Source organism: Pelomonas sp. Root405 (assembly GCF_001425165.1).
Taxonomy (GTDB): Bacteria; Pseudomonadota; Gammaproteobacteria; order Burkholderiales; family Burkholderiaceae_C; genus Pelomonas.
In genome coordinates this window covers 62,402-88,808 of the sequence record NZ_LMDU01000012.1, presented here as the reverse complement: position 1 = coordinate 88,808, position 26,407 = coordinate 62,402, and the positions used below count along the sequence as shown (strand labels likewise).

Sequence of the window (26,407 nt, the reverse complement as noted above, 5' to 3'; positions counted from 1 at the left end):
TGCCCCCTGTTCGCGTCGGCGTCAGGCTAAAAAAGTGGCTCAGTTTTTGGTCGGCGGGACCACTTGCCTGCTCGTTGCCGCGTGTTGGTCCCGCTGCTGAGACGAGTGGGCAAGGCGCTCAGCTAACGATAGTTTGTTGGCTCCGTTCACCGACCCACTAATTCAAGACTCTGCACTACGTGCCGCGACGATCAATGGTCCCATGTAAATCGCGAATGAACATTGAAAGCCTAGAGTCGATGTGAGTCAACATCGGCGCCCCGCTGCTAGTCAAAGTCGACAATCGGTTTGGTTTATCCCAGCCGGTTGTAGTGTGGTAAACGGCATAGTAGACGTAGTAATCGCCAAGGACATCATTCACGCCGACAGCAACCAGTACCGGTCCTGACGGCGTCTTGATTTCCCCGAGCGCGAAGGCGGTGACGTCCATTTTAAGAGGGGCGTGAGTATCGCGCACCCAAACCCCGAAGTCGCCCGCGCGAGTTGTATCTGTGTAGGTCAGAAGATTTAGAAACCCCATGCCCAGGTATCCGCACCTCAGTATGTTGTCGAAGATGACAAGTGCCGGTGTTAAGACAGTTGCCGGCAATTTCAAGGCAGCAGGAAAGGGGACTTCTTGCCAAATCGCGTCTTTCCAATCAAGCTTGGCGACGCAAGTTAGCGACTTTTTATCGTTCACATAAACGCAATATAGTCCCGCCGGCTTGAAGACAATTGGGACACGGTATGCAAGAAAACTTACAGCCGGGTTATTGTTTGACTTTTCGTCAATTAGTGGCGGGGCAAAAGCGCCAACCTCGAGATTCTTCCAGGTGAATATGTACTGGATATTTCCCACGACGCTGCGCAAAGTTGATTCCAGTACCGTGACGCGCCGACTGTTTTTGTCTACATACGCGCAATAGAAGTACAAGCTATGGGCGGAGAGGGATGGGCGTGTAATGCTGAGTACTTCTTCAGGCTGCAAATCATGCTTTTCCTCTCGAACAATAACGGGTTCGCGAAGCATGGGGTGACCATTTACCAACTCTGCCAAGCGATAGTACAAACGGCCCGCCGCCTTCGGTGATCTATCGTCGCGATATATAAACATCACGATAGTATTGTCGTATTTTATGGAAGCTACGGCGCCGTCCGTCGACATGGTGCCCCATTTCTCGTCCGGTGCATGGTGGTTCCAGAATCCGTAATCGTGCTGCTCCTCGGGCGGCTTCTCTCGCCGATTCCAGTAACTACCCATAACGTAGTAGGCGTAATTATTCGCGTTGGAGATGGCAGCGCCAGGATCGAAATGCGCCAATGCTCTGCAATACGCGCGTAGATACGCTTTATCGGACTTTCCATCTCCACCGTTTGTGTCAATTGCCACATGATACATTTCATGGACAACGACAAACGCCCGCATGTACTCCATTGAATCCCAATAAACTGCGTGAATCGCGTGTTCGTTAAATATGAGCGGGCAGAGGTCTATTTGCTTTGTTGCTGTGTTTGTGAATGCAAGCCGAGAATCTAGACCGGACTTACATTCAACTATGTCGGTCGATTTGTTATAAACGACTGCTTTGGTCTCAAGGTAGTGCATGATACTATTCATGCGCTGGACGACGATCTTCTTGCGAGATAGAACATCGCTGACTTTTATCCAAGGCCATACATGTTCGAACCAGGACTCATACATGTCAGATTCATAAGCAGTTTCTGACTGGTGGCTTGAATGGCCGATACGATACTTGTATACGCCCAATTGTGCGCCGCAAGCCACTGCTCTTCCTCAACGGCCGTCAAACCAATGAACTTTGGAGGGACAGGTAACATTTGCTGATCCTTGGTTGACGACGATCCCGGATACGGACGCCTAGTTTGCTTGTATCAAAACATCTCGTCATGCAGCTGATCGTGTTAATAAACAACGATTTTCTTTGTCAGGATTAACTAGTCGGACCTGCAAATTTCCGAATCGCGAGTTCAAGCGACTGCGACGAGGTCGTTGGACCACCGGCGCAGTGGCGTCGGGAGCGCGATTGCGCTGCGTGGACCGTGCGGTGGCGTAGCCGGGTGCGCAAGCTGGCCGCAAGCCGGTGAGCTGTTTAGCGCATAGGGCCATCAGGCCCAAAAGAACATGCTTCAGCCCGCTGGCGCGGAGCTGGCGCAGCAGCGCCCGCATCAGCCAGCTGATGTAGAACCCGACCGCGCACAGCACCGCGTGCAGCGCGTCGCCCTCGCTGCCCTTGAGCCAGCAGCGCTACATGCCGTGGTCCTGCTTGGTGTGCCCGATCAGCGGCTCGATGGCCTGGCGCCGCTTGAACCAGCGCTTTTGATCCTGACTCAGGGGACTTGTACTTGCCGCAGTGGGATATCGGCGTGGTGCCGAAGGTCGCAGTGGTCGATCTGGACTATCGCGGCGTGGACCAGGACGAGCGCCGCTGTTTCGTTGCCAATAGTGCCAACGGCCGCTTCGGCTGTGGTCCGAGGGTACGCCACTCGCGCAAAGCGGCAACTCGGGCTGTCGCATGTTCCGAAGCTGCGATCGTCGACCCGACATCTCGCTATCGAGCAGCGCCTGCTCACGCCTGAATGGGGATCTTCCGAGGCAGCGCAACTGCGAACTTGGTTTGTCGATTGGCTGACGTCAGCGTCACCGTGCCCCCGTGCGCCTTAACGACATGACGGACGATGAACAATCCGAGGCCCAGGCTCGTCCGCTCAGTCTCCTCATCGCCGTGCGCATCCCGCTGCAACGGCTGAAATAGCTTTTCCATGCTTGCCGGCGAGATCGTCGGGCCGGCGTTTTCCACTGAAAGGAGGACCCCGCTGTGGCTTCCGATGAGGCGCAGCGTGATCGGCGCATCTTGATCGCCGTATTTCGCGGCATTGGAGATGAGGTTGCCGATGACCTGTTTAAGCCGATATGCATCCCACACGCCGTCCGTCGCACCCTCTTTGACCACGGCGATCGCGTGCGTAGGCCAGGCTGCGCGTTGCAGTTCGACCTCTTCTTCACAGACCTGAGCCAGGTCGATGCTGCTGGGTGAGATCGGAATACCGAGGTCCAGTGAGGCGCGGCTGAAGTCCAGTAGATCGTCCAGCAACCGCCTCATCCGCTCCCCGCCGTTGATCAGCCGGGCAGTGAGCTTGTCACCTGGAGATCCGTCGTTGAGCCTCGAGAGCAGCTCGGAAGTCAGCAGGATGGCGTTGAGTGGGCCGCGTAGGTCATGGCCCAGAGCTCCCAGGAAGACGTTGCGCCAACGCTCCGTCTCCTGCGCGAAGAACTCCACTGACTCCGCCACAGCTTGGTCAATCGCCTCATTGAACCGGGTCATGTCAGCCAAGCTGTCGGCTCCGGGCACGTGCGCATCTGCCCACAGTCTCAGCACGGTCGCGCGAAGCGCCCGATATTCCGCCACCAGCTGTTTTAAGGTAAAGCCGCCCGTGGCACGCAGCAGCCCATGCGTTTCCGCCGCCGTCTCTGGATCTTGATCCGGACGTGCGGCTTCGCCTCGCGATTTGGCCGTTTGCTCGCCTGGACTTTGGCTGGTTCCGAGATCGATCACTATCGTCTGCAGAATCTGCGCCGCATGATCTCGCAGCGCGGCGATGTCCAACCCGCCGGATGCGGGCAATAGGGTTCTGGCAAAGACCTCCCACTCGGAGAGGATTGCCTCCGTGTTCGTCTCGATGAACTCTGCTAAGCGCATGGTTGGGTCGATGGGTTGCTAGCGGCTGAGGCTCGCGTCAAGCTCACGTGTGGCCCAGAGGGTCAACATCTGGGCAAGGGACCGGTCGCATCGGCACGACCCGATGCAACTCTTCGGCGAGAACGGCGAGGTCAATCGGCTTGGCCAAGAAGCCGTCCATGCCGGCGTCGAAGCATTCTTGCTGCGCGGCAGCTTCCTGCGCGCTGGTGGAGGCCACGATCGGAAAAGGCGCGAGCAAGCCGAGCCGTTGCAGGTCACGAAGGCGGCGAGTGGCGTCGCACCCGCCGAGTACCGGCATGTCGAGATCCATCAGCACGGCGTCGGGCGGTGATTCCAGGCAAACCTTGATGGCTTCCTCGCCGTCACTTGCCACCGTCACGTCGTATCCAAGCACTTCCAACTGCGCCCGTGACAACAGCTGATTCACGCTGTTGTCGTCCACGACCAGGACCTGCTTGACGACTTGTGCATAAAACGGGCTTGGCGACGTTTGTCGCGCTTCATCATTGGACAGAACGCGATCAACGCGCAAGGTGAAGCGCTCCAGTTCACCGGGGCTGAGCGGCAGCACACGGATGTCGACAGGGGTGCGCTCCCTTGCTTTGAGAGTGACCGATCCGGCGAGCACGGCAAGAACGACGCTGACGCCAGGCAGCGCTGCGGCAACCTTCTCCATGAGCGTCAGTTCCGCGCCGTCGATTTCTGCTGCGACAAGCATCATCGGCATGACGTCGCTGGATAGCGCGCCGCTCAATAGCAGGGCAGATGCCTTTTCAAGCGAAGGGAACCGCCTTGTTTGCCAGCCGAGTCGCCGCAGTCGACGGTCGACTGAATCGAGGCGGCCTGGCCGCGGACTGACCAACCAAGCGGCTGCATCGCTGGCGCGAGCATGATGCTCGGCGCCGTCGGGCAGCTGGGCCACGGCCACATGCGTGTGGACTGAAAGTGCCAGTCCATCTCGTCTAGCATCGGTGAAAAGCACTCGTCCGCCAGTGGCCGGGCAGACTCCCCGCGCTTTAACGGTGCGCTGCCTGCCGTCGACTGTGGCGATGGACAGAGGTTGGAGTTGCAGACGCTGGAGCACCTCATCGAGCCCACTCGATACTGTGCCAGTACCGGCTGCGCGAATCACCAACAGGCTCTTGCCGCCCATCGGGATGGCCGCTTCGGCCGTGAACATTAGGAAGCCAGCCTCAAAGCAATCTGTCATGCCCAACAGGATGCGGTGGATGGCAGCCCGCAAACTGGCATCGGGCACCAGCAACTCGACACTTGGGCCTGAGTAGTCAAAGTATGAGGTCAGTCCTTTTGCCCACGCCAGCGGCAGGACGAGCCTGGCGCCTTGGGCGAACAGCTCAGCAAATTCCATTCGGATCTCCCTGGCCGCTTTGGCTGTTGGCGTGGACGAAATCAGCCAAGACGTAGCGATTAAGGCGTCCTTTGCCCGATATCTGCAATCCCTCTGTGCGCCTACCGTTTTCCCCTAGACCAAGCGCAGACTTGTGTGGCAGACGACAGGTCACACCAACGGAACCAGGGCGGCGAGCGCATCCGGCACTGCCGACTCAACCCATTGCTACAGCTGGGAGTTGAAATGCGGACCCGCACCAGCGCGCTGGCGGACAACATCCTGCTGGGCATCAAAGTGGAAGGGCGAAGTGCCCTCCGCACGCTGCGGGTCATCAAGGCGCGGGGCGACATCCGGCGCCTGGTCTCCATCCGCCGCTGCCGAGACTTCGGCTTCTCCATCGATCAGGTGCGGGAGCTTGTCGGGCTCGTCGATGAGCCCGACCGCTCGTGCGCCGACGTTCGCGACATCCCTGCCGCCCACCTCGCGCAGGTGCGGCAGAAGCTTGAAGAACTGAAGGCGCTCGAAGGCAGCTTAAGCACGTTCGTCTGCAGCTGCGACACCGCCTGTTCGGGCGGTCCGGCCGTCGACTACACCATTCTGGAGGACCGGGCCTTGCCGGCAGACAAGGCCCAGGTTGTGCGCGCAGCAAGTTGCTGCGGATAGCAGCCCGCGAGTGACCGCTCCTGGGCCGTCTCTTGCGGCCGAGCCCGACATTCCGCTTTGGGCACTTTGCTGCCGCGGCTAGGCCGGGCGCGACCGACGGCACCCGCTGCCTATGCGCAGGTCGCAACTATGCGCGGGTGACGGGCGGGGAGATCTTGACGTCCAGGAGATTCGCGGCCTCGAAGGAGGCACGGCCGGCCAGACCTCGACATAGTTTTCGCGAGCATGCGGCGTTGCGGAGCAGCGTGTGATGCCGATGGCAGGTTGTCGCGCCGCGCGTCGGCCCTCGACCTGGCGACGATGCATCGTCGAGCCAAATCGCGCGAGTGCCCGCATTCAACGGCCTAACCGACCGGTCCCAGGCCCATGATCCACTTCGAGGCGAGGTAAGCCATCGAACTCGCCAAGACCGCAGTCGCGGCGGGAGCTGTGCAGTTCCCGGACTTGTCTCGCCAAAAATATGCGCAGAAGCTGGGGCGCGTCTCGTGCGGTTCGCATAGGGGAATTTGTGCTGTCACGGCTTGGTCGTGCGCATAGTTGCGACCTGCGCATAGGCAGCGTTATGGAGAGCTTTCCATAACGCTGCAGAGCAGTCGGTCGAGGGGCAGGCCACCTCGCGCCAGTTCGAAACTTTGGCCTCGAAGGTCGAGGCCTTCCGATGTGTCGTTTCGACCCTTTGTCAGCGAGCGATACATTGTTATCAGCCGCAACCTCCAACCAGCGACCGCCATGGACAACCCAAGCGTCACCCTGACCCAGCGCCAGGGCTACCAGTTTGAGCATCATTACGCGCCGGGCATCGCCGTGCTGCTGTCCGACGAGCCAGTGCCCATGGGCACTGGCCTCGGGCCCGACCCGGTCGAGCTGCTGGCCTCGGCGGTCGGCAACTGCCTGTCCGCATCGCTCTGGTTCGCCTGCCAAAAGTACAAGGATGATCCGTCGCCACTGCGCACCGAGGTGAAGGCGACCGTGGGGCGCAACGAGCGCAACCGCAACCGCGTGCTGGGCCTCGCCGTCGACCTGCACCTGGGCAAGCCAGCCGGCGAGCTGGGCCACATCCAACGCGTGCTGGACACCTTTGAGGATTTCTGCACCGTCACGCAGAGCGTGGCGGCGGCCATCCCCGTCACGCTGCGCGTGCTCGACAGCACGGGCGCGGTGCTCAAGGGCTAGGCCGGCATCTCCAGCCCCAGCTCCTTCAGGATGGCCTCGCGCAGCTGATCCATCTCGGGGCTGATCAGGCGCCGCGGGTGCGGCATGTCCAGCTCGAAGCGGGCCTGGATGCGCGTGGGTCGCGGTGACAACACCAAGATGCGGTCGGCCATGTAGAGAGCCTCGTCGACGTCGTGGGTGATGAGCAGCACGGTGTGCTTTTCTTCGGCCAGGATGCGCAGCAACTCGTTGCGCATGCGCAGGTTCATCAGCGCGTCGAGTGCCGAGAAGGGCTCGTCGAGGTAGAGGATTTCAGGCTTGACGATGAAGGCGCGTGCCAGCTCCACGCGCTTGAGCATGCCGCCCGACAGCTCGTGCGGATAGGCGCCCTCGAAGCCCTTGAGGCCGACCATGGCGGCGTAGTGGTCGGCGAGCTTGACCCGCTCAGCATCGACGCCGTGCTCCTGTCCGGTCAGGCCGAACATCAGGTTCTGCTGCACGGTCAGCCAGGGGAAGACCGAGCCGTACTGCGAGATGACGATGCCTTGAGGGCTGGGGCCAGGATGAGGTTTGCCGTCGATGAGCAGGGTGCCGCTGTCGGGCTGCTCGAAGCCGGCCAGGATATTCATCAGCGTGGACTTGCCGCAGCCCGAGGGACCGACGATGGCGACGAACTCGCCTTCGGCAACGTCGAACTCGACGCCCTGGATCACGGGCAGCTGGCCGCCCTTGGCGGCCTTGAAGCTCTTGGTCAGGCCGCGGACGGAAATCTTTTTGCTATCGGACATAGCGCCACCGCACGGTTTTGAGTTTTTCGAGGAGGCGGGTGACGCCGTCCAACATCAGGCCGATGACGCCGATGAGGATCATGCTGGCGATGACGAGGTCATAGCGGTTGCCCGCGTTGCGCGAGTCCATGATGAGATAGCCCAGGCCCGAACGCAGCGCAATCATTTCGGCGGCCACGACGACCAGCCAGGCCACGCCGATGCCGATGCGCATGCCGATGATGATTTCCGGCAGCACGGCGGGAATGACGACGCGGCGGAACATGACCACGCGCGACACGCCGAAGTTGGCCGCGGCGCGCAGGTAGCGCCGGTCGATGGTGTGCACCCCCGATGTCGTCTGCACGATGAGCGGGAACACCGAGGAGATGAAGATCAGGAAGATGGGCGAGACGTCGCCGACGCCGAACCACAGGATGGCCAGCGGGATCCAGGCGATGGGCGAGATCGGCCGCAGCATCTGGAAGATCGGGTTGAAGGTGCGGTAAGCCGCATCCACCCAGCCCATCCACAGGCCGAGCGGAATGCCGATCAGCATCGCGAAGCCGAAGCCGATGCCCACACGCATGAGGGACGCGGTGATGTGCTCCCACAGCGTGCCGTCCTCGGCCAGCTCCAGCGTGCCGGTGACAACCGCCCACGGCGTCGGGAAGATGGGACTCTCGGTGTAGACGACGATGGCCCACCACGCCGCGATGATCACGGTGATGACCGCCAGCGGCGGCAGGATTCGATTCAGGCGCAGGTTCACCGCCCCTCCTTGTCATTCCAGCGTTTCATGAGTTGTTGCCAGCGCCACTGCAGCGCCGGCCAGCCCCGCTCCGGCGTGGCAGCGACGACGACGGCCATCTGGCCGCTGGCGTGCGCGCTGCAGGCAAAGCTGTAGGTCGACGCGACCTCGAAGGGCAGCCTGAAGCTCTGCCCCGGCATGATGAGCACGGGGCCGAACTGCTGCGGCACCTCGTCACGGTTGCGCAGCAGCAGCACGTCGTTGAGACCCAGCGTCAGGTCGATGCGGTCGGGCAGGATCTCGACCTTGTCGCCGGCCATGCGGCGCGCATAGGTACCGGCGGGGATCTCGAACAGCTCGTCGCGTGAGGCAAGTTCAAGGGGAGCGAAAGCGGCCCATGCCAGCGGGACCAGCACGACGACCGGCAGGAGCCACAGCCAGCGCTTCACTTGGCCGCCAGGAGCAGCTTGAGGTCATGGACGAAGTCCTTGGCCTCGTGGCCGTACGGCATCATGGCGCGCAGCTTGCCGGCGCGGTCGATCAGGAAGACCGAGGTGGAGTGGTTCATGCCGTAGGCGTTGCCTTGCTTGGCGGCGATCTTCTCGGCGACGACGCCGTAGCGCTTGCGCATCGCGGCCAGCTTCTCGGGCGTCTCGGTGCCGCCGACAAAGCTGGTGTCGAAGGCGCCTAGGTATTGGCGGATGCGCGCGACGTCGTCGCGCTCCGGGTCGACGGTCACATAGACCACCTGCACGTCCGCCGCGTCCGCGCCGAGCGACTTGCGCGCCTGGGCCAGCGTGGCCAGCGTCGTTGGGCAGACCTCGGGACACTGGGTGAAGCCGAACATCAGCAGCACCAGCTTGCCCTTGAAACGCGCCAGCTTCAGCTCGGCGCCGTCGCTGCCCTTGAGCGAGAACTCCGGCGCGGCTTGTGCGGGTTCGAAGACACCGGCCTTCAGCCGAGGCGGCGTGCTGGCAATCGCAGACGCCGGCAGCGCGGCCAGCAACAACGTTCGGCGTTTCATATCGGGATGGGCGCGGCCTTGGCTGCTTTCACAAAGCTCTCGTCCACGTACTTCTCGTAGGCCACCGGCTGCTTCAAGGTGCCGGCCTCCATGGACAACTTCATCAGCTCGTCGAACTCGGCGCGGATCATGCGCAGGTCGCCATAAGTCACGCGGTCGGTCGGGTTCTCCATCACGAAGCGCAGGATGTTCGGGTCCTGGTTGAAGAACTTGCGACCGGCGGCGATCTGGATGGCTTTCTCGCGGTTGGCGGCCTGCTGGTCGAGCCAGTTGCCGGCGCCCTGCACATGGTCCACCAGGTTCTGCACCAGAGGTCGGTTTTCCTTGATCAGCTCTTCGCGCACGGTCAGCACGCAGCAGATGTAGTTGCGCCATTCATCGCGCGTCATGCGCAGCGGCCTGGCGTAGCCGGCACGCTGGGCCGACGCACCGAAGGGCTCGCCGGTGCAATAGCCGTCGACGGCCTTGGCATAAAGAGCCGCCGGCATGTCGGGCGGCGGCATCTCGATGATCTGGATGTCCTTCGGGCTCATGCCCTCTGCGGCAAGCATCTTGCGCAGGAACAGGAAGTCCACCGCGAAGCGGCTGGGAATGGCGATGCGCTTGCCCGTGAGGTCCTTGAACTTCTTGTAGGGCGAATCGGTGCGCACCATGATGACGGCGCCCGAGCGGTGGCCCAGCGAGACGATCTTGACGGGGATGCGCTTGTCCGCCAGGTCCATGACCAGGGGTGCCAGCATGTAGCCCGCCTGGATGCGGCCCGTCATCAGCGATTCCTTGATCTCGGGCCAGCCGTTGTACTTGCTGTACTCGAACTCGAAGGTCTTGCTGCCGGCGGTCTTGTTGCTGTTGGCGCGCGCCATGCAGGCGACCGGCAGCGTCAGGTTGCAGGTGACCGGCAGGCCGCCAACGATCAGCGGGCCTGATGCGGCCGCCGCGGGCAGGCCGAGCACCGGCAATGCCGACGCGAGCGTGCCGCGCAACAGCTGCCGGCGGTCGACGCTGGGAAATGTGGATTCGCTCAATGCGGTCGCCATACGTAGGTCGACGGACTTTGCCCGCTTCTTACGGGCTGTCCATGCGTGGAGACCGAATTGTGCCTACGTACCTACCGCGGGATTGGTGCGGTATTCGGGCCGAGCGCCGGGCCGCTCCCAAGCCGGCCCGCGATGGCGATGTGCTTGCGGCTCAATGCCGCAAGCATCGCCGTCCCCTTGGGGGACCGACCAGGCAGGCCCGCGTACAGCATGGCCTGACTGGGCGAGGGGCTCACGGATACAGCCCGCGCTCCTCGCGCGCCTGCAACACCCGTGTGCAGGCGACCGTGAAGGCGGCCGTGCGCAGCGGGATCTTGTGGTCCTCGCCCGTTTCCCAGATGTGCTTGAACGCGCCGATCATGATCTTGTCCAGGCGGACATTGATCTCGTCCTCGGTCCAGAAGAAGGACGAGAAGTCCTGCACCCACTCGAAATAGGACACCGTCACACCGCCCGCGTTGGCGATGACGTCGGGCACGACGACGATGCCGCGGTCGGCCAGCACGGCCTCGCCGTCGGGCGTGGTCGGGCCGTTGGCGCCTTCGAGCACCAGGCGGGTCTGGATGCGCTGGGCACGCTCGGCGGTGATCTGCCCTTCAAGCGCCGCGGGGATCAGGATGTCCGTCTTGACGTCCCAGAAGTCTTCGTTGGCGATCGCGTCGGCGCCCTTGAAGCCGGCCACGCCCTTGGTCTGCGCCAAATGGTCCAGCAGGCTCTGCATGTCGAAGCCGTTCTGGTTGAGGATGGTGCCGGTGTGGTCCTGCACGCAGACGATCTTGGCGCCGTTGGCCGCGAACAGCTTGGCGGCGATGGAGCCGACATTGCCGAAGCCCTGCACGGCGACGCGGGCATGGTCCATGTCGATGTTGAGGCGGCGCATGGCCTCCCGCCCGACGACGAAGACACCGCGGCCGGTGGCGGCCACGCGGCCCAGCGAGCCGCCCAGCTCGATGGGCTTGCCGGTAACGACGCCGGTCGCCGTGGCGCCGGTATTCATCGAATACGTGTCCATCATCCAGGCCATGATCTTGCCGTTCGTGTTCACGTCCGGCGCGGGGATGTCCTGGTTGGGGCCGATGATGATGCCGATCTCGCTGGTGTACCGGCGCGTAACCTTTTCCAGCTCCTTCATCGACAGCCCGGTCGGGTCGAGCCGGATGCCGCCCTTGGCGCCGCCGTAGGGCAGGTTGACGGCGGCGTTCTTGATCGTCATCCAGCCGGCCAGCGCCATCACTTCTTCAAGCGTCACGTCGGGGTGGTAGCGCACGCCGCCCTTGCCCGGGCCGCGCGTCAGACTGTGCTGCACGCGGTAGCCCTCGTAGTGGGCAATGGTGCCGTTGTCCATCTCGATGGGGATGTCCACGATCAGCGCGCGCTTGGGCCGGCGCAGCGTCTCGACCCAGCGGCTGAGGTGGCCGAGATAGGGTTCCACGGCATCGATCTGCGACAGATACGTCCCCCACGGGCTGTTGCGCGTGGGCGAAACAAAGGACAGGTTGGGCATGAAATGCTCCGTAACTTTTAGTGGGGCGAACGGTAGCGCGAAGCTTGGCTGTGCCGCCACGGCTTGTCTAGCCAAGTGCGTATGCGCTCATGCAAGCCGTGCATGGAGACGGTTTCGAGAGAGGGATTTCACATCGGGTAGGCCAGGACCGGAAGGCCCTGGCACCGCGAATACCATCCTCGGGTGACCTCTCTCGACCTCGCCCTCCTCTATCTTGTTGCCGCGGTGCTCGGCGTGGTCGTCTGCCGCAGCCTGAAGCTGCCGCCCATGCTGGGCTATCTGGCCGTCGGCGTGCTGATCGGCCCGAATGCGCTCGCTTTCGCCCAGGATTCGGCCAGCATTTCCTATCTGGCGGAGTTCGGCGTGGTCTTCCTGATGTTCGCCATCGGGTTGGAGTTCAACCTGCCCAAGCTGCGCTCGATGCGCACGGCGGTGTTCGGGCTCGGCATGGCGCAGGTGGGGCTGACCGTTGCCGGCGCCATCATCGGCAACGCGATGCTGATGGGCGGGCTGATGCTGCTGGGCCAGCCCTGGGACCTGCGGTGGGAGGGCGCGCTGGTGCTGGGCGCGGCCATGGCGATGAGCTCGACGGCCATCGTCGTCAAGTTGATGGCGGAACGGCTGGAACTGGAAAGCCCACACGGCAAGCTCGTCATGGGCGTGCTGCTGTTCCAGGACTTGGCCGTGGTGCTGCTGCTGGTGCTGATCCCCGCGCTCAACAGCAGCGGCAGCGAGATGGCCGAGGCGCTGGCCTGGGCCGCGCTGAAGGCGGCCGTGCTGCTGGGTCTGCTGTTCTATGGCGGCCAAAAGCTGATGCGCTGGTGGCTGACGCTGGTCGCGCGGCGCAAGAGCGACGAGCTCTTCATGCTCAACCTGCTGCTGGTCACGCTGGGGCTGGCCTGGCTGACGGAGCACGCCGGCCTGAGCCTCGCGCTTGGCGCGTTCGTCGCCGGCATGCTGATCGCCGAGACCGAATACAAGCATCAGGTGGAGACCGACATCCGGCCCTTCCACGACGTGCTGCTGGGGCTGTTCTTCATCACCATCGGCATGAAACTGGACTGGCGGCCGCTGGTGGATCACTGGTGGCTGGTCATCTTGCTGACCGCTCTGCCGGTGCTCGCCAAGTTCGCGCTCATCGCGGGCCTGGCGTGGCTGTTCAAGTCACCGGCCGGCGTGGCACTGCGCACGGGCCTTTATCTCGCCCAGGCCGGCGAATTCGGCTTCGTGCTGCTGACCCTGGGTGAGCAGCACAGCCTTGTGGCGCCCGAGTGGGTCAGCCCGGTGCTGGCGAGCATGGTGCTGTCCATGCTGGCGACGCCCTTCATCATCATGTACAGCAACCGCATCGTCATGAAGCTGTCCAGCAGCGACTGGCTGATGCAGTCGGTGCAGCTGACCAGCATCGCCAAGAAGAGTATCAAGGCCGAGGCCCACGTCATCATCTGCGGCTATGGCCGCTCGGGCCAGAACCTCGCGCGGCTGCTCGACGGCGAAGCGATTCCCTACATCGCGCTCGACCTGGACCCCGACCGCGTTCGCCAGGCCGCCGCCGCAGGCCAGAGCGTGGTCTTCGGCGACGCGGCCAAGGTGCAGAGCCTGATGGCGGCCGGGCTGGCACGAGCCAGTGCCGTCGTCGTCACCTATCACGACACGCCGTCGGCGCTGAAGATCCTCAACCTCGTGCAGACGCATGCACCGCGCGTGCCGGTCGTCGTGCGCACCATCGACGACAGCGACCTCGAAAAACTCAAGGCCGCAGGCGCCACCGAGGTCGTGCCCGAGGCCATCGAGGGCTCGCTGATGCTGGCCTCGCATGCCCTGGCGCTGGTGGGCGTGCCGATGCGCCGCGTCATCCGCATCACGCGCGATGCGCGCGACAAGCGCTACGGTCTGCTGCGAGGCTATTTCCATGGCGCCGACGACGACACCGTCGACGAGCTCGACCAGGCGCGCCTCGCGTCCGTCACCCTGCCCGCGGCCAGTGCGTTGGCCGGCCACCTGCTGGAGGACCTGGCCCTGCATGCCATGGGTGTCGCCGTCGTGTCACTACGCCGCGCCAGCGGCAAGGCCGTCCCGGTGGACACCGGCGCGACGCTGGCGGGTGGCGACACGCTGGTCATCAGCGGCATGCCGGCGGCGCTGGCGCTGGCCGAGGCCCGGCTGCTCACTTGATGCCGCCTGCGTGACAAGCCGGGGCAAGGCGCTGCGCCACACTGGCGCCACCCCGCACTCCAAAGCCGCGCCATGAACTTCGATTACAGCCCCAAGGTTGCGCAAATGCGCGAGCGCCTGCTCGCCTTCTTCGACGAGCACATCTACCCCAACGAGCGCCGCTATCTCGAGGAGGTCGAAGCCAACCGCCGCGCCGGCAATCCCTGGGTGCCGACCCGGGTCATCGAAGAGCTCAAGCCCAAGGCGCGCGCGGCCGGGCTGTGGAACCTCTTCCTGCCCAAGTCCACGCGTGCGCCCGAGGGTCTGTCCAACCTCGAGTACGCGCCCATGTGCGAGATCATGGGCCGCGTGTTCTGGGCGCCCGAGGTCTTCAACTGCTCGGCTCCCGATACTGGCAACATGGAGACGCTGGAGCGCTACGCCTCCGAGTCGCTGAAGGACAAGTGGCTGGAGCCGCTGCTGCGCGGCGAGATCCGCTCCGCCTTCCTGATGACCGAGCCGGCCGTGGCGTCCAGCGACGCGACCAACATCGAGTGCCGCATCGAGCGCGATGGTGACGACTACGTCATCAACGGCCGCAAGTGGTGGAGCAGCGGCGCCGGCGATCCGCGCTGCGCCGTCTACATCGTCATGGGCAAGACCAACGCCGAGGCCGGTCGCCACGAGCAGCAGTCCATGATCGTCGTGCCCGCCGACGCGCCTGGCATCACCGTGCTGCGCCCGCTGTCGGTGTTCGGCTATGACGACGCGCCCCACGGTCACATGGAGGTCGAGCTGAAGAACGTGCGCGTGCCGGCCGCCAACATCCTGCTCGGTGAAGGCCGCGGCTTCGAGATCGCGCAGGGTCGCCTCGGCCCGGGCCGCATCCACCACTGCATGCGCTCCATTGGCGCGGCCGAGCGTGCGCTGCAGCTGATGTGCGAACGCGCCATTGCCCGCACCGCCTTCGGCAAGACCATCGCCCAGCAGACCGTCACGCAGGAGCGCATCGCCGAGTCACGATGCATGATCGAGCAGGCGCGCCTGCTGACGCTGCGGGCCGCCTACATGATGGACACGGTCGGCAACAAGGTCGCCAAGGCCGACATCGCGATGATCAAGATCGTCGCGCCCAACATGGCCCTGCAGGTCATCGACTGGGCCATCCAGGTGTTCGGCGGCGCGGGCGTCTCGCAGGACACGCCGCTGGCCATGATGTTTGCCCACCAGCGCACGCTGCGTCTGGCCGATGGTCCGGACGAGGTGCACCGCAACTCGCTGGCCAAGCTGGAGCTGGCCAGCCACATGAAGCTGCCGACTGGCGACGTCCAAATGCCGGTCACGCGCGGCGGATGACCCGCTGGCGGGTCATCCCCGCTCTACTTCCTGGCTGTGGCCAGAACGAAGTCCGGATGGATGTCCCGCTGCCCATGTCGCGGGAAATCGATGCGCACCACCTCGGCCGTGCAGGCCCGCACCTCGCCCCAGCCGAAGCGGCGCACGCGCACCCGCTGACCGGGCGCAAAGGCGGCTGCTGCGACCGGCGGCGCCTTTGCTTCGGCGGCGGGCTCGTTGCGCTCGGCCGCCAGCAGGCGCTCGAAGCGTGCGCAGCTGTCGCAATGGCCGCAACGGCCCGTTGAACCGGCATTGGCGTCCAGCGTCTCGCCGAAGTGCGCCAGCACGCCGGCCCAGCGGCAGCCGCCGGCCTTGGCATACAGCACCATAGCCGCCAGGCCGTCGCGGTCGTTCTGCTGGCGCTGCTGCGCCGCGGCCTCCGCGGCGTCCACGACGGTCTGCGGGTCGCGGCGCGTGGCCGGCTTCAGCCCCGTGGCTTCGTTGCCGCGCAAGGCGCGCACGGCGCGCAGGCCGGCCAGCACCCTGTCCAGGCGGCGCTGCGGCAGCCTGACCATTTCGGCCAGCGCGGCCGGCAGCCAGCCACCCTGCGGCGTCTGGCTGGCCAGGGCGCGCCAGACCGTGCTCAGCTCCTCGCGCGACGGCGCCTGGCCGCCGGCGAAGAACTGCTGCAGCGCCCGGTCGCCCTCGCGGAACAGCAGCACGCCGTCGGCCGGCTCGCCGTCGCGGCCGGCGCGGCCGAACTCCTGCACATAGGCCTCGATGGAGGCCGGCATCTGCGCATGCAGCACAAGGCGGATGTCGGGCTTGTCGATGCCCATGCCGAAGGCATTGGTCGCCACCATGACGCGGGTCGTGTCGTTCATGAATGCTTCCTGCGCGGCCGTGCGCTCGGCGGCAGGCAGCTTGCCGTGATAGAGGCCGGCTGCCACGTCGGCGTCGCGCAACTGGCGGTGCAAGGCCGTGGCCTCGCGCACGGTGGCGCAGTAGACGATGGCGCTGCCGGCGTTCGGGACCAGCGCCTTGACCCGGCGCAGGATGAACTCACGCCGTTCCTGCTCGGTCTGCGGCAGCTCGACGGCCAGGCGCAGGTTGGGACGGTAGACGCCGTGGCAGAGCACGCCGTCGCGGGGGATGTCGAAGGCCTCGGCAATCTCGCGCTGCACCGGTGCCGAGGCCGTGGCAGTCAGTGCCAGCACGGGCGGGCGGCCCAGGGCGCGGCGGGCGTCGCGCAGCGCGCTGAAGGCCGGCCTGAAGTCGTGGCCCCATTGCGAGATGCAGTGCGCCTCGTCCACCACGAGCAAGCCCACGCGCTGGCCCTGCAGCAGCGTCAGCGTGCGGCCGTCGGCCAGGCGTTCGGGTGTCGTGAACAGCACTCGAACGGCGCCGCGCGTCAGCAGCGCCTCGGCCTCCAGGCGGGTGTTGGCGTCCAGCGCCGAGTGAAGCTGGCGCGCAACGACGCCGCGCGCTTCGAGCGTGTCGCACTGGTCCTTCATCAAGGCGATCAGCGGCGAGATGACGATGGTCAGCGCTTCGCTGAGCACGGCGGGCAACTGGTAGCACAGCGACTTGCCTGCGCCCGTCGGCATGACGGCCAAGGTGTTCTTGCCCGCCAGCACGCGCGCGATGACTTCGCCCTGGCCAGGGCGCAGCGAGTGCATGCCGAACACCCGCCTGAGCGTCGTGCGCAGCTTGACCGGCACCACCGGCTCGCGCGGCGGCAGCTTCTCGGGCACGGGTGCCGGGCCGGGCCGCGGCGAGTCGTCGTCCGGCGCCGGCGCCGGGCCCGGCGTCTGCAGGGTGGCGACGGCGCTCACGCTGCGGCTTTCCGGTCGCGTCGTGGGGCCAGCAGGCCGCTCACCTGGTCCAACACCTCGGGCGCCCAGCCCATGCCCATGTGGCTGGCCTGCACTTCGATGTCCCTGACATGCCTGAAGCGGCGCGCGTGGGTGCACGCCTCCCATGCCACGACACCGTCGCGGCGGCTGTAGAGCGAGGTCGTCGGCACGGGCGGCGGTTCGGCCAGGCGCTTGCGCAGTTCGGCCTCGTTCGGCGGCGGCTTGCCATTGAGCAGGCGGAACAGCCAGCCGACGTTGGTGTCGTCGGCGCTGCCGTTGAACGGCGTGCCGATGGTGATGACATGGTTGACGCGGTCGGGCCAGCGCTTGGCCAGCTCGCGGGCATAGAAGCCGCCAAGGCTCCAGCCCACAAGGCTGACTTCGCGGGCCGGCAGGATGCGCTGCTGTACCGACCCGGCGAGCTGGTCCAGCCATTCATCCGCATCGCCGCTGGGGCCGGTGTTCAAACCCTGTCCCCAGTCCATCGCGCGGAAGCCGGCGCGCTCCAGGTGGCGGCGCAGCGGCCACAGCGTGCGGCCGTCGGTCGCCAGGCCGGGAAAGAGCACGACGGTGTGGCCGTCGCCGACCTGCTCGGGCGCGTTGCGCCAATGACCGAGGGCCTGCAGCGCTTCCAGCGTGGCCCGTGCAGGCTCCGACGCCAGCAGCGACAGGGCGGGGCGCCGGCTCGGGGCGCTGGCTTCGGCGCCGCCGGGCTTGCGAGACAGGGGGAAAGCGGGGGAGGTCATGGCGGTGGGGCCTCGAAATGAGTTGGACACATGCTGCGGTGCGGCAGAGCGCCGCGGTGCCAGCCCGCCGCCACAGCCGCTGTAGGACAGGCGGCGACGCGGCGCCTTCCTACGCAGGGCGCGGTGCGCCGCCCGGCACACTCCCGCCCACCATGAGCAGCTTCCTCAAACCCTATCTCGCCGCCCTGCTCGTCATGGGCGTGCTGGACGCGCTGTGGCTGGGCTGGCTTGCGAAGGACTTCTACCGCCAGGAGATGGGCGCGCAGATGGCCGAGCAGATTCGCTGGGCACCAGCGCTGATCTTCTATTTCGCCTATCCCGCCGCGCTGGTGGCGCTGGCCATCTTCCCGGCCGGCCAACCTATGGGCATGCAGATCGCGCGCGCCGCCCTGGTCGGCCTGGTCGCCTATGGTGTCTACGACCTGACCAACATGGCCACGCTGCGGCATTGGCCGTTGAAGCTCGCGCTGGTGGACACGGCATGGGGCACTTTTGCCAGCACGCTCGCCGGTGCGGCTGCGGCATGGGCGGCACATCGCTGGGACTGACAGAATCGCGGGATGGCCAAGCCCGCACCCAAACTCAGTCCCGACGACGTCAAGCGCGTCATCGCCACCGCTTTCGAAGACGCGCCGCCCTACACCAAGGTGCTGCTCACGCATGGCATCGGCCATGGTGAGCTGGTCGCCCTGCTCAAGCGCGAGCTGACCCCGGCGGCCTACAAGCTCTGGGCCGCGCGCGGCCGGGCGAGCAAGGGGCCGACGAAAAAGGCGACCTGGCCCCATGGCCGCTGATCTGGCGCTCGGGCGCCGCCCGGTGCTGGCCTTGCTGGCCGCGCTGGCCGCGTGCACCGACCCGGACGACCGATTTCGCAACCGAATCGACAAGGGCTGGCACCGCGACGATCTTGAAGCGCTGCTGCTGCATTGGCACAAGCATGCGCCGCGGCCTGACGGCAGTTTCCAGACGCGTTTCGACCGGGCCTGGAAGGCCTTGCCGCAGCCGGAGCTGGAGCTGACCGCCCAGGCCCGCCTCGTCTACACCTTTGCGGCCGCGCACGAGTTCATCCAGGACGCGGGTTATCTGGCGGTGGCACGGCGCGGCGCCGACTATTTGCTGGAGCGCTTCCGCGACCCGGTGCATGGCGGCTTCTTCCACACCGTGGCGGTCGACGGCAGCCCGCGCGCAGCGGTCAAGCGCGCCTACGGTCATGCCTTCGCGCTGCTGGCGCTGGCCGAGGTCTATCGTGTCAGCAGCAACGAACGCTACCGCGACGCGGCCCAGCAGGCGTGGCGCGAGATCGAGCTCGGTTTCGGCGACCCGGCCGGCGGCCTGTTCAATGAATGCGACCGCGAGTTCAAGCCCATCCCCGGCAGCCGCACGCAGAACCCTGTCATGCACATGTTCGAGGCCCTGCTCTGCCTGCGTGGGGCCAGCGGCGACAAGCTGGCCGAGGCCGGTGCGCGGCGGCTGGGCGACTTCGTGGCCTACAAGCTGCTGCAGGGCCAGGGCGAATCCGAGGGCGGCGGCGCCTTCGTTGCCGAGTGGTACGACGAGGCCTGGAAGCCCCTTCCCACCAAAGCGGCCGGTGGCTACATCGACATCGGCCATCAGTTCGAATGGAGCCATCTGCTGACGACCGGCGCGCCCGTCTCGCCGGTCTACCCGCAGGTCGCCGAACGCCTGCTGGCCTATGCCGTGTCGGCGGGCTATGACGACATCGACGGTGGCTGCGGCGTTCGCGCCTTCCCGGACGGCGGCAAGGCCGACATGCGCAAGGGCTGGTGGCAGCAGGCCGAGTGCATGCATGCGCTGCTCGTGGCCGCCCAGGCGACGGGCCGCACCGACCTTTGGCGGCGCTACGAGCAGACGCAAGCGCTGGTCAAGGACCAGCTCGTCGACGCCGAGCATGGCGGCTGGCGCATGGCCGACGCCCTGCCTTGCAAGAGCGGCGGCTGCAAGGACGAGCAGCCCGACCCGTACCACATGGTTCGCCTGCACCAGGCGGCGCTCAAGGTCGCGAGCTGAGGCGGGTTCGGCGCGCAGCACGGTTGGCGCTGTGAACCCGGCCGCGGCGCGGTGTTGTTCAAGCTCTACATCGGCCGTGCGCTGATGTTGTTCTTCGCTCGGCCGGGCCACGGAAGGCGCCGGCCCGTCTCCTGGGAACGCTAGTGGCTTACCCGGATTCGCGATGCCAAAGCCAGCATCGAGAAGTCCAAAAATGTGATTAGTCGCGAATCGGTCGGCCCCCTAGCATGAATTCAGACCCCAGCCACAGGCGCCTTCAGAGCGACTCAGGACGGCTGAAGGGTTGGTCGATTCCCAATAACGATTCCGGAGACACAAGATGAACAAGCCAGCCCTGGCGCCGCGGCATGCGCGCGCTGACTCGCAGCGCTTCGCTCTCAGCCTGACCGCGGCCGCCGCGCTCGCCGCCCTGTCCACCACCGCCCTGGCGCAGGAAGCCGCCAAGGGTGAGGCGCTGGAAACGGTGGTCGTCACCGGCGTCAGGGCTTCCCTGACCAAAAGCCTGGCGAACAAGCGCACGAATGACCAGGTTGTGGAATCGGTCGTCGCTGAAGACATCGGCAAGCTGCCGGACAACAACGTCGTCGAAGCGCTGCAGCGCGTGACCGGCATCCAGGTCACCAACCGCGCGGGCGGCGAAGTCGGCGCCATTTCCATCCGCGGCCTGCCCGACGTGGCAACCACCTGGAATGGCCGCAACATCTTCACCGCGTCCGGCACGCAGGTGGCACTGCAGGACATCCCGTCGACCCTGGTGCGCCAGATCGACGTCTACAAGACGCGCGACGCCGGCCAACTGGAGAACGGCATCGCCGGCCAGATCGACGTCAAGTCGCTGCGCCCGTTCGATTTTAAGGGCTCCAAGTTTTCGCTGCTGGCGCGTGAGACCTATCTCGACCCGGCGAAGAAGTGGAACCCGCAGCTGAGCGGTATGGCCAGCAACCGCTGGAAGACCGACGCTGGTGAATTCGGTGCGCTGGTCAATCTGTCGATGGTCAAGACGGACTATCGCAACGAAAGCGTGACGCCCGGCGCAATGGTGCCCTTCACCAGCCCCAATGCTGCTGAGGTGCCGGCGGGCTATACCCCGTTGCAGCGCATCTTCGACAACAACGTCTGGACGCCTGGGACTTATACCGGCCTGCCGCAGAAGGCCGGTTCGACACTGAACTTCGGCGGCACCCAACACCCCTATTACCTGGCGCGTGACGCGGTTTTCCAAAGCGACGTCGAGGGCCAGCGCGAGCGCCCGGCCGCGAACCTCGCATTGCAGTGGCAACCGAACGAGGATGCCGTCTACACGTTCGAGGCGATGTACAACGGTTATCGCGACAAGGCCTTCAACAAGCTGCTGTTCAGCTTCGTCGACTGGTGGGGCAGCCTCGGCCCTAACCCCGCGAGCACCATCACCACCTTCCCGGGAACAAACGTCATCAAGACGCGGACCGTGAATGATGTCTACGGCTTCAACAGCGGCGACTACCTCACCTCGGCCACCGATTCCTACGTCTACGCGCTGAACGGCAAGTGGAACCTCGGCGACCGTCTGCGGCTGGACGGCGATGTGTCGTACCAGACCAGCAAGTTCCATTCGGAATTCACGGCCACCCGCCTTGATCGCGTGGCGCCTTCGATCACCGTCGACTTCAATTCAGGTGGCGGCAACACGGCCTTCAAGTTCAACAACAACGCCGAGCTGGTGGACCCTGCCAAGTGGAACGTGGCGCAGTTCTACGACAACGCCAACCGAAACGAGGGCAGCGCCGCGACCGCCAGCCTGAACGGTGCCTACGACGCCGAGTGGGGTCCGCTCAAGACGCTGCATTTCGGCGTGCGCTTCGACAGCCGCAAGGCGTCTGAAGCCAACCGGACGCAGTCGGGCTTCCTGGGTAAAAACCTCGCCACGCTGGGCGCGAATTACTACCACGTCAATTCGAACTTCGGCACCGACATCTCGGACGTCCCGCGCGCCTGGATCGAGCCGAATGCCTACTACATCCGGGACAACCTCGACCAGTGGCGCCAGATGTACAGCGCGGCCGATCCCAACTTCCAGACGACCGACAAGCTGAGCCTGCAAAAGACCTTCCAGGTCAAGGAAGACACCACGAATCTCTTCCTGATGGCGGACAGCGAACACCGTGTGTTCGGCCGCCCGCTGCGCGCCAATTTCGGCGTGCGCTATGTGCAGGTCAATACCGGCATGACCGCTTACGAGGTCAATGCCACCACCAAGGTCGTGACGCCTAAGAGCGCCGAGAAGACGGCCAGGAAGTTCCTGCCCAGCCTGACGCTTCGCTACGAGCCGGTCAAGGACGTGCTGGTGCGCTTGAACTACGGTGAAACGCTGCGTCGTCCGGGCTTCGGCGATCTGAACCCGGTCTTGCAACTCAGCGACGACGTTTCGCGGGTCGGCTACGGCGGCGGCAGCGGCGGCAACCCCGGCCTGGAGCCGACGCGCTCCAAGAACCTCGACCTCACGGGCGAGTGGTATTTCCAGAAGGACAGCGCCCTCTACGGCACCGTCTTCCAGCGCAAGATCGAGGGCCTGGTCGTACCGCTGCGTCGCCGCATCCGCGTCGGTCCGGCCGACGACCCGTTCCGCAACTCGACCTCCGGCGGCGACCACAGCAACGGCTATGACTACGTCATCAGCTCGCCGGTCAATGCGTCCGACGGCGAGATCAGCGGCGTCGAGCTCGGTGCGATCTACTTCCCGAAGGGCCTGCCGGGCTTGCTCGACGGCCTGGGCTTCCAGGGCAGCGTGACCCGTTTGACATCGTCGCAGAACGTGCCGACGGCCAACAACGCCGGCCAGATCGTCTCGCAGTTGGAGTCGCCGTTCTTCGGCGTGTCCAAGCTGTCGTGGAATGCCACGCTGGCCTACGAGAAGGGCCCCGTCGGCGCGCGTCTGTCCTATGTCAAACGCTCCAGCTTCCTGGCCGCCAACGAAGCCGCGCTGTTCGCCAACCCGATCGGCATCTGGCGCCAGCCGGAAAAGAGCGTGGACGTCCAGCTGACGTACAACCTCAACGACCGTATGGCGTTCGATATCAGCGGCGTCAACCTGACCAACGAGATGCAGCAGCAGTACTACAAGTTCGGCGACGCGGGCAGCCCCGAGTTGACCAACTTCGGTACGGTCCAGATCGGACGCTCGGTGTCGGTCGGTTTCCGCTGGAAGCTGTAAGTCGGCCTCTGGGGTAAGCAGGGCGTTGCCGCGGTCCTGGGCAGCGCCCATTCTCTTGATCGCTGATCGAGCCGCCTGGGCGCCCTGCTCCGCTCGTGTCTTTCGGCCCGCTGCGCGGGCCTCCGCCTTGACCTCGCCACGCAGGGCGCCCAGCCGTCTCGATCCGGCACGCGCTTTACTCGTTGAGTCAAGCCACTGGTGTCTGCACAGCGCAGTGGCAAAGGGGTGCAGCGAGGTAAAGGAGGAGGGTCACGTAGCGGCCCGGGGGACACGAGCGGAACCACTCCGCCGCTGATCCCTGCCTCACCGTAACTGCCATGTCCGACCTGATCCAGCCCCTGATCCGCCAGCGCGCCGACCCCCACATCAGCCGCCACGGCGACGGCTTCTATTACTTCACCGCGTCGGTGCCGGAGTACGACCGCATCGAGGTGCGCCGCGCCACCAGCATCGAAGGCCTGGCCGATGCGCCGGTGTTCGACGTCTGGCACAAGCCCGAGACCGGCGCGTACTCCGAGCTGATCTGGGCGCCCGAACTGCATTTCAACGACGGCGCCTGGTATGTCTACTTCGCTGCCGCGCACACGCGGGCGCTGGACCACCTCGGCATGTTCCAGCACCGCATGTATGCGATCCGCAACCAGGCGACGGATCCGCTCGGTGGCACGTGGGAATTCCTGGGCCAGGTCGATTCGGGCATCGACAGCTTCTGCCTCGATGCGACCACCTTCACCCATCGCGGCCAGCTCTATTACCTGTGGGCCCAGAAGGATCCGGCCATCCCGGGCAACTCCAATCTGTACATCGCCCACATGAAGACGCCCTGGCAGCTGGCTGGCAAGCCGGTGCTGCTCAGCCGTCCCGAGTACGACTGGGAGTGCCGCGGCTTCCTCGTCAATGAAGGGCCGTCCGTATTGCAACGCCCCGGCCGAGTCTTCATCAGCTACTCGGCCAGCGCGACGGACGAGAACTACGCCATGGGCCTGCTGTGGGCCGACGAGGGCGCCGACCTGCTGGACCCGGCGAGCTGGCACAAGTCCGCCCAACCGGTCATGCGCAGCGCGGGGGAGGACAGCGTGTTCGGCCCCGGCCACAACAGCTTCACAGCGACGGGCAACCCGGACGAGGTGCTGCTGGTCTATCACGCCCGCACCTATACAGAGATCGTCGGCGACCCGCTTTGGAACCCCGACCGCCACACCTTCGTGAAGCCATTGCGGTGGTCGGCCGACGGCATGCCGGTCTTTGGCCGGCCTTCCCGCCTCGACTGATATCCAAAACAACATCGGTACACCTTGGAAATTGATTGGATTGCAATTCCCTCGGCTCCTAGCATCGTTCCGAACCGGCACATCTGCCTGCCGCCAGAACGACACCGAGACAAGACATGACGACTGAGGACAAGAAAAGCAAGGTCAAGCTGCGCTCTGCGGAGTGGTTTGGTACCCAGGACAAGAACGGTTTCATGTACCGCTCCTGGATGAAGAACCAGGGCATCCCCGACCACGAGTTCAACGGCAAGCCGATCATCGGCATCTGCAATACGTGGAGCGAGCTGACGCCCTGCAATGCTCACTTCCGCAAGCTGGCCGAGCACGTCAAGCGCGGCATCATCGAAGCCGGCGGCTGGCCGGTCGAGTTCCCGGTGTTCTCCAGCGGCGAGTCCAACCTGCGCCCCACGGCGATGCTGACGCGCAACCTGGCCAGCATGGACGTCGAGGAAAGCATCCGCGGCAACCCGATGGACGCCGTCGTGCTGCTGGTGGGCTGCGACAAGACCACGCCCGCCCTGCTGATGGGCGCGGCCAGCGTCGACGTGCCGGCCATCGTCGTCACCGGCGGGCCGATGCTCAACGGCAAGCTCAATGGCAAGAACATCGGCTCAGGCACGGCCGTGTGGCAGCTGCACGAGCAGGTCAAGGCTGGTGAGCTGAGCATGCACGACTTCATGGCCGCCGAGGCGGGCCATTCGCGCTCGGCCGGCACCTGCAACACCATGGGCACGGCCTCGACGATGGCCTGCATGGCCGAGGCGCTCGGCACCTCGCTGCCGCACAACGCCGCCATTCCTGCCGTCGATGCACGCCGTTATGTGCTGGCCCACCTGTCGGGCATGCGCATCGTCGAGATGGTGTGGGAAGAGCTGACCCTCTCCAAGGTACTGACCAAGCAAGCCTTCGAGAACGCCATCCGCGTCAACGCGGCCATCGGTGGTTCGACGAATGCCGTCATCCACCTGAAGGCGATTGCCGGCCGCATCGGCGTGGACCTGGAGCTGGAAGACTGGACGCGCATTGGCCGCGGCACGCCCACTGTCGTGGACCTGCTGCCCTCGGGACGCTTCCTGATGGAAGAGTTCTATTACGCCGGTGGCCTGCCCGCCGTGCTGCGCCGCCTGGGCGAGGCCGACCTGCTCCCGCACAAGGACGCACTGACCGTCAACGGCAAGACGCTGTGGGCCAATGTCGTCGACGCGCCCATCTATGACGACGAAGTCATCCGCCAGATCGACAACCCGCTCATCAAGGATGGCGGCATCTGCATCCTGCGCGGCAACCTGGCACCGCGCGGCGCCGTGCTCAAGCCCTCGGCGGCCACGCCCGAGCTGATGAAGCACCGCGGCCGCGCCGTCGTCTTCGAGCACTTCGAGGACTACAAGGCACGCATTGTCGACCCGGACCTGGAGGTCGACGCCAGCTCCATCCTCGTCATGAAGAACTGCGGCCCCAAGGGCTACCCCGGCATGGCCGAGGTCGGCAACATGGGCCTGCCGCCCAAGCTGCTGGCCGCGGGCGTGAAGGACATGGTGCGCATCTCCGACGCCCGCATGAGCGGCACCGCCTACGGCACCGTCGTGCTTCACGTGGCGCCCGAGGCGCGCGCCGGCGGCCCGCTCGCCGTCGTCAAGGAAGGCGACTACATCGAGCTGGACTGCGCTGCCGGCCGCCTGCACCTGGACATCACCGAAGCCGAGCTGGACGCTCGCCTGACCGCCTGGGCCGCCGCCCAAACCGTGGACCCGCAGGACGCCAGCGGCTACCGCCAGCTCTATGTGCAGCATGTGCTGCAGGCCGACGAAGGTTGCGACTTCGACTTCCTGCGCGGCAAGCGCGGCTCGGCCGTGCCGCGCCACTCTCACTGATTCCGAGGT

Annotated in this window: 21 protein-coding genes and 1 pseudogene; 10 read left to right on the top strand and 12 right to left on the bottom strand. The window is 65.2% G+C overall.

Annotated features, from left to right (window positions below; all coding sequences use genetic code 11):
- Window positions 1-175: 175 nt before the first annotated feature.
- The 4 genes and pseudogenes from ASC81_RS26590 to ASC81_RS26585 all read right to left on the bottom strand — a co-directional run bounded on the left by ASC81_RS26590 (window position 176) and on the right by ASC81_RS26585 (window position 5,067).
- Window positions 176-1,765 (bottom strand): M35 family metallo-endopeptidase, encoded by a 1,590-nt coding sequence (locus ASC81_RS26590; RefSeq protein ID WP_255354424.1) that lies wholly within the window; start codon window positions 1,763-1,765, stop codon window positions 176-178.
- Between the two features lie 333 nt (window positions 1,766-2,098).
- Window positions 2,099-2,360, bottom strand: a pseudogene (locus ASC81_RS27900) (IS5/IS1182 family transposase); the annotation flags it as partial.
- A gap of 207 nt (window positions 2,361-2,567) precedes the next feature.
- Window positions 2,568-3,698, bottom strand: a complete 1,131-nt coding sequence (locus ASC81_RS13200) for a sensor histidine kinase (RefSeq protein ID WP_056267775.1) — start codon at window positions 3,696-3,698, stop codon at window positions 2,568-2,570.
- Between the two features lie 43 nt (window positions 3,699-3,741).
- Complete coding sequence (locus tag ASC81_RS26585) at window positions 3,742-5,067, bottom strand: response regulator (protein ID WP_082536498.1); 1,326 nt, start codon at window positions 5,065-5,067, stop codon at window positions 3,742-3,744.
- Between the two features lie 225 nt (window positions 5,068-5,292).
- Between ASC81_RS26585 and ASC81_RS13185 the strand changes: the two genes are divergently transcribed.
- Both ASC81_RS13185 and ASC81_RS13180 read left to right on the top strand, forming a co-directional pair.
- The gene (locus ASC81_RS13185) at window positions 5,293-5,712 is read left to right on the top strand and encodes a MerR family DNA-binding protein (protein WP_056267766.1); all 420 of its coding nucleotides are present in this window, start codon (window positions 5,293-5,295) and stop codon (window positions 5,710-5,712) included.
- A gap of 729 nt (window positions 5,713-6,441) precedes the next feature.
- Window positions 6,442-6,885 carry an OsmC family protein gene (locus tag ASC81_RS13180; protein WP_056267764.1) on the top strand — a complete coding sequence of 148 codons (444 nt, stop codon included), beginning with the start codon at window positions 6,442-6,444 and terminating at the stop codon, window positions 6,883-6,885.
- Here ASC81_RS13180 and ASC81_RS13175 read toward each other — a convergent pair.
- From ASC81_RS13175 to ASC81_RS13150, 6 genes are all read right to left on the bottom strand, one after another.
- Window positions 6,882-7,652, bottom strand: a complete 771-nt coding sequence (locus ASC81_RS13175) for an ABC transporter ATP-binding protein (protein ID WP_056267762.1) — start codon at window positions 7,650-7,652, stop codon at window positions 6,882-6,884. The genes ASC81_RS13180 and ASC81_RS13175 overlap by 4 nt on opposite strands.
- The gene (locus tag ASC81_RS13170; protein WP_235533655.1) at window positions 7,642-8,403 is read right to left on the bottom strand and encodes an ABC transporter permease; all 762 of its coding nucleotides are present in this window, start codon (window positions 8,401-8,403) and stop codon (window positions 7,642-7,644) included. Before ASC81_RS13170 ends, ASC81_RS13175 begins: the two co-directional genes overlap by 11 nt.
- Window positions 8,400-8,831, bottom strand: a complete 432-nt coding sequence (locus tag ASC81_RS13165; protein WP_056267759.1) for a hypothetical protein — start codon at window positions 8,829-8,831, stop codon at window positions 8,400-8,402. The genes ASC81_RS13170 and ASC81_RS13165 overlap by 4 nt, the downstream gene beginning before the upstream one ends.
- Entirely contained in the window at window positions 8,828-9,406 is a 579-nt protein-coding gene (locus ASC81_RS13160) for an SCO family protein (protein ID WP_056267757.1), read from the bottom strand. Before ASC81_RS13160 ends, ASC81_RS13165 begins: the two co-directional genes overlap by 4 nt.
- On the bottom strand, window positions 9,403-10,431 hold the full coding sequence (locus tag ASC81_RS13155; RefSeq protein WP_235533654.1) for an ABC transporter substrate-binding protein: 1,029 nt from the start codon (window positions 10,429-10,431) through the stop codon (window positions 9,403-9,405). The genes ASC81_RS13160 and ASC81_RS13155 overlap by 4 nt, the downstream gene beginning before the upstream one ends.
- A 244-nt stretch (window positions 10,432-10,675) precedes the next feature.
- Window positions 10,676-11,947 carry a Glu/Leu/Phe/Val dehydrogenase gene (locus tag ASC81_RS13150; RefSeq protein ID WP_056267748.1) on the bottom strand — a complete coding sequence of 424 codons (1,272 nt, stop codon included), beginning with the start codon at window positions 11,945-11,947 and terminating at the stop codon, window positions 10,676-10,678.
- Window positions 11,948-12,130: 183 nt separating this feature from the next.
- Between ASC81_RS13150 and ASC81_RS13145 the strand changes: the two genes are divergently transcribed.
- Together ASC81_RS13145 and ASC81_RS13140 are read left to right on the top strand one after the other, a co-directional pair.
- Window positions 12,131-14,122, top strand: coding sequence for a cation:proton antiporter (locus ASC81_RS13145; protein WP_056267746.1), 1,992 nt, complete (start codon window positions 12,131-12,133; stop codon window positions 14,120-14,122).
- A 72-nt stretch (window positions 14,123-14,194) separates the two neighbouring features.
- Window positions 14,195-15,457 carry an acyl-CoA dehydrogenase family protein gene (locus ASC81_RS13140; protein ID WP_056267743.1) on the top strand — a complete coding sequence of 421 codons (1,263 nt, stop codon included), beginning with the start codon at window positions 14,195-14,197 and terminating at the stop codon, window positions 15,455-15,457.
- A 23-nt stretch (window positions 15,458-15,480) separates the two neighbouring features.
- On the opposite strand, the gene ASC81_RS13135 is transcribed toward ASC81_RS13140, so the two are convergent.
- Window positions 15,481-17,271, bottom strand: coding sequence for an ATP-dependent DNA helicase RecQ (locus tag ASC81_RS13135; RefSeq protein WP_235533653.1), 1,791 nt, complete (start codon window positions 17,269-17,271; stop codon window positions 15,481-15,483).
- On the bottom strand, window positions 17,268-18,038 hold the full coding sequence (locus ASC81_RS27895) for an alpha/beta fold hydrolase (RefSeq protein ID WP_056267741.1): 771 nt from the start codon (window positions 18,036-18,038) through the stop codon (window positions 17,268-17,270). Before ASC81_RS27895 ends, ASC81_RS13135 begins: the two co-directional genes overlap by 4 nt.
- A 152-nt stretch (window positions 18,039-18,190) precedes the next feature.
- Here ASC81_RS27895 and ASC81_RS13125 point away from each other — a divergent pair, with 152 nt between their 5' ends.
- The 6 genes from ASC81_RS13125 (at window position 18,191) to ASC81_RS13100 (ending at window position 26,398) form a co-directional block, all read left to right on the top strand.
- The gene (locus ASC81_RS13125) at window positions 18,191-18,586 is read left to right on the top strand and encodes a DUF2177 family protein (RefSeq protein ID WP_056267738.1); all 396 of its coding nucleotides are present in this window, start codon (window positions 18,191-18,193) and stop codon (window positions 18,584-18,586) included.
- A 12-nt stretch (window positions 18,587-18,598) separates the two neighbouring features.
- Window positions 18,599-18,832, top strand: a complete 234-nt coding sequence (locus ASC81_RS13120; protein ID WP_056267735.1) for a DUF2805 domain-containing protein — start codon at window positions 18,599-18,601, stop codon at window positions 18,830-18,832.
- Window positions 18,822-20,066, top strand: a complete 1,245-nt coding sequence (locus ASC81_RS13115) for an AGE family epimerase/isomerase (protein WP_056267732.1) — start codon at window positions 18,822-18,824, stop codon at window positions 20,064-20,066. The genes ASC81_RS13120 and ASC81_RS13115 overlap by 11 nt, the downstream gene beginning before the upstream one ends.
- Before the next feature lie 319 nt (window positions 20,067-20,385).
- Window positions 20,386-23,256 (top strand): TonB-dependent receptor, encoded by a 2,871-nt coding sequence (locus ASC81_RS13110; protein WP_056267730.1) that lies wholly within the window; start codon window positions 20,386-20,388, stop codon window positions 23,254-23,256.
- A gap of 317 nt (window positions 23,257-23,573) precedes the next feature.
- The gene (locus tag ASC81_RS13105; RefSeq protein ID WP_056267728.1) at window positions 23,574-24,527 is read left to right on the top strand and encodes a family 43 glycosylhydrolase; all 954 of its coding nucleotides are present in this window, start codon (window positions 23,574-23,576) and stop codon (window positions 24,525-24,527) included.
- A 116-nt stretch (window positions 24,528-24,643) separates the two neighbouring features.
- On the top strand, window positions 24,644-26,398 hold the full coding sequence (locus ASC81_RS13100; RefSeq protein ID WP_056267725.1) for an IlvD/Edd family dehydratase: 1,755 nt from the start codon (window positions 24,644-24,646) through the stop codon (window positions 26,396-26,398).
- The last annotated feature ends 9 nt before the right edge of the window (window positions 26,399-26,407 follow it).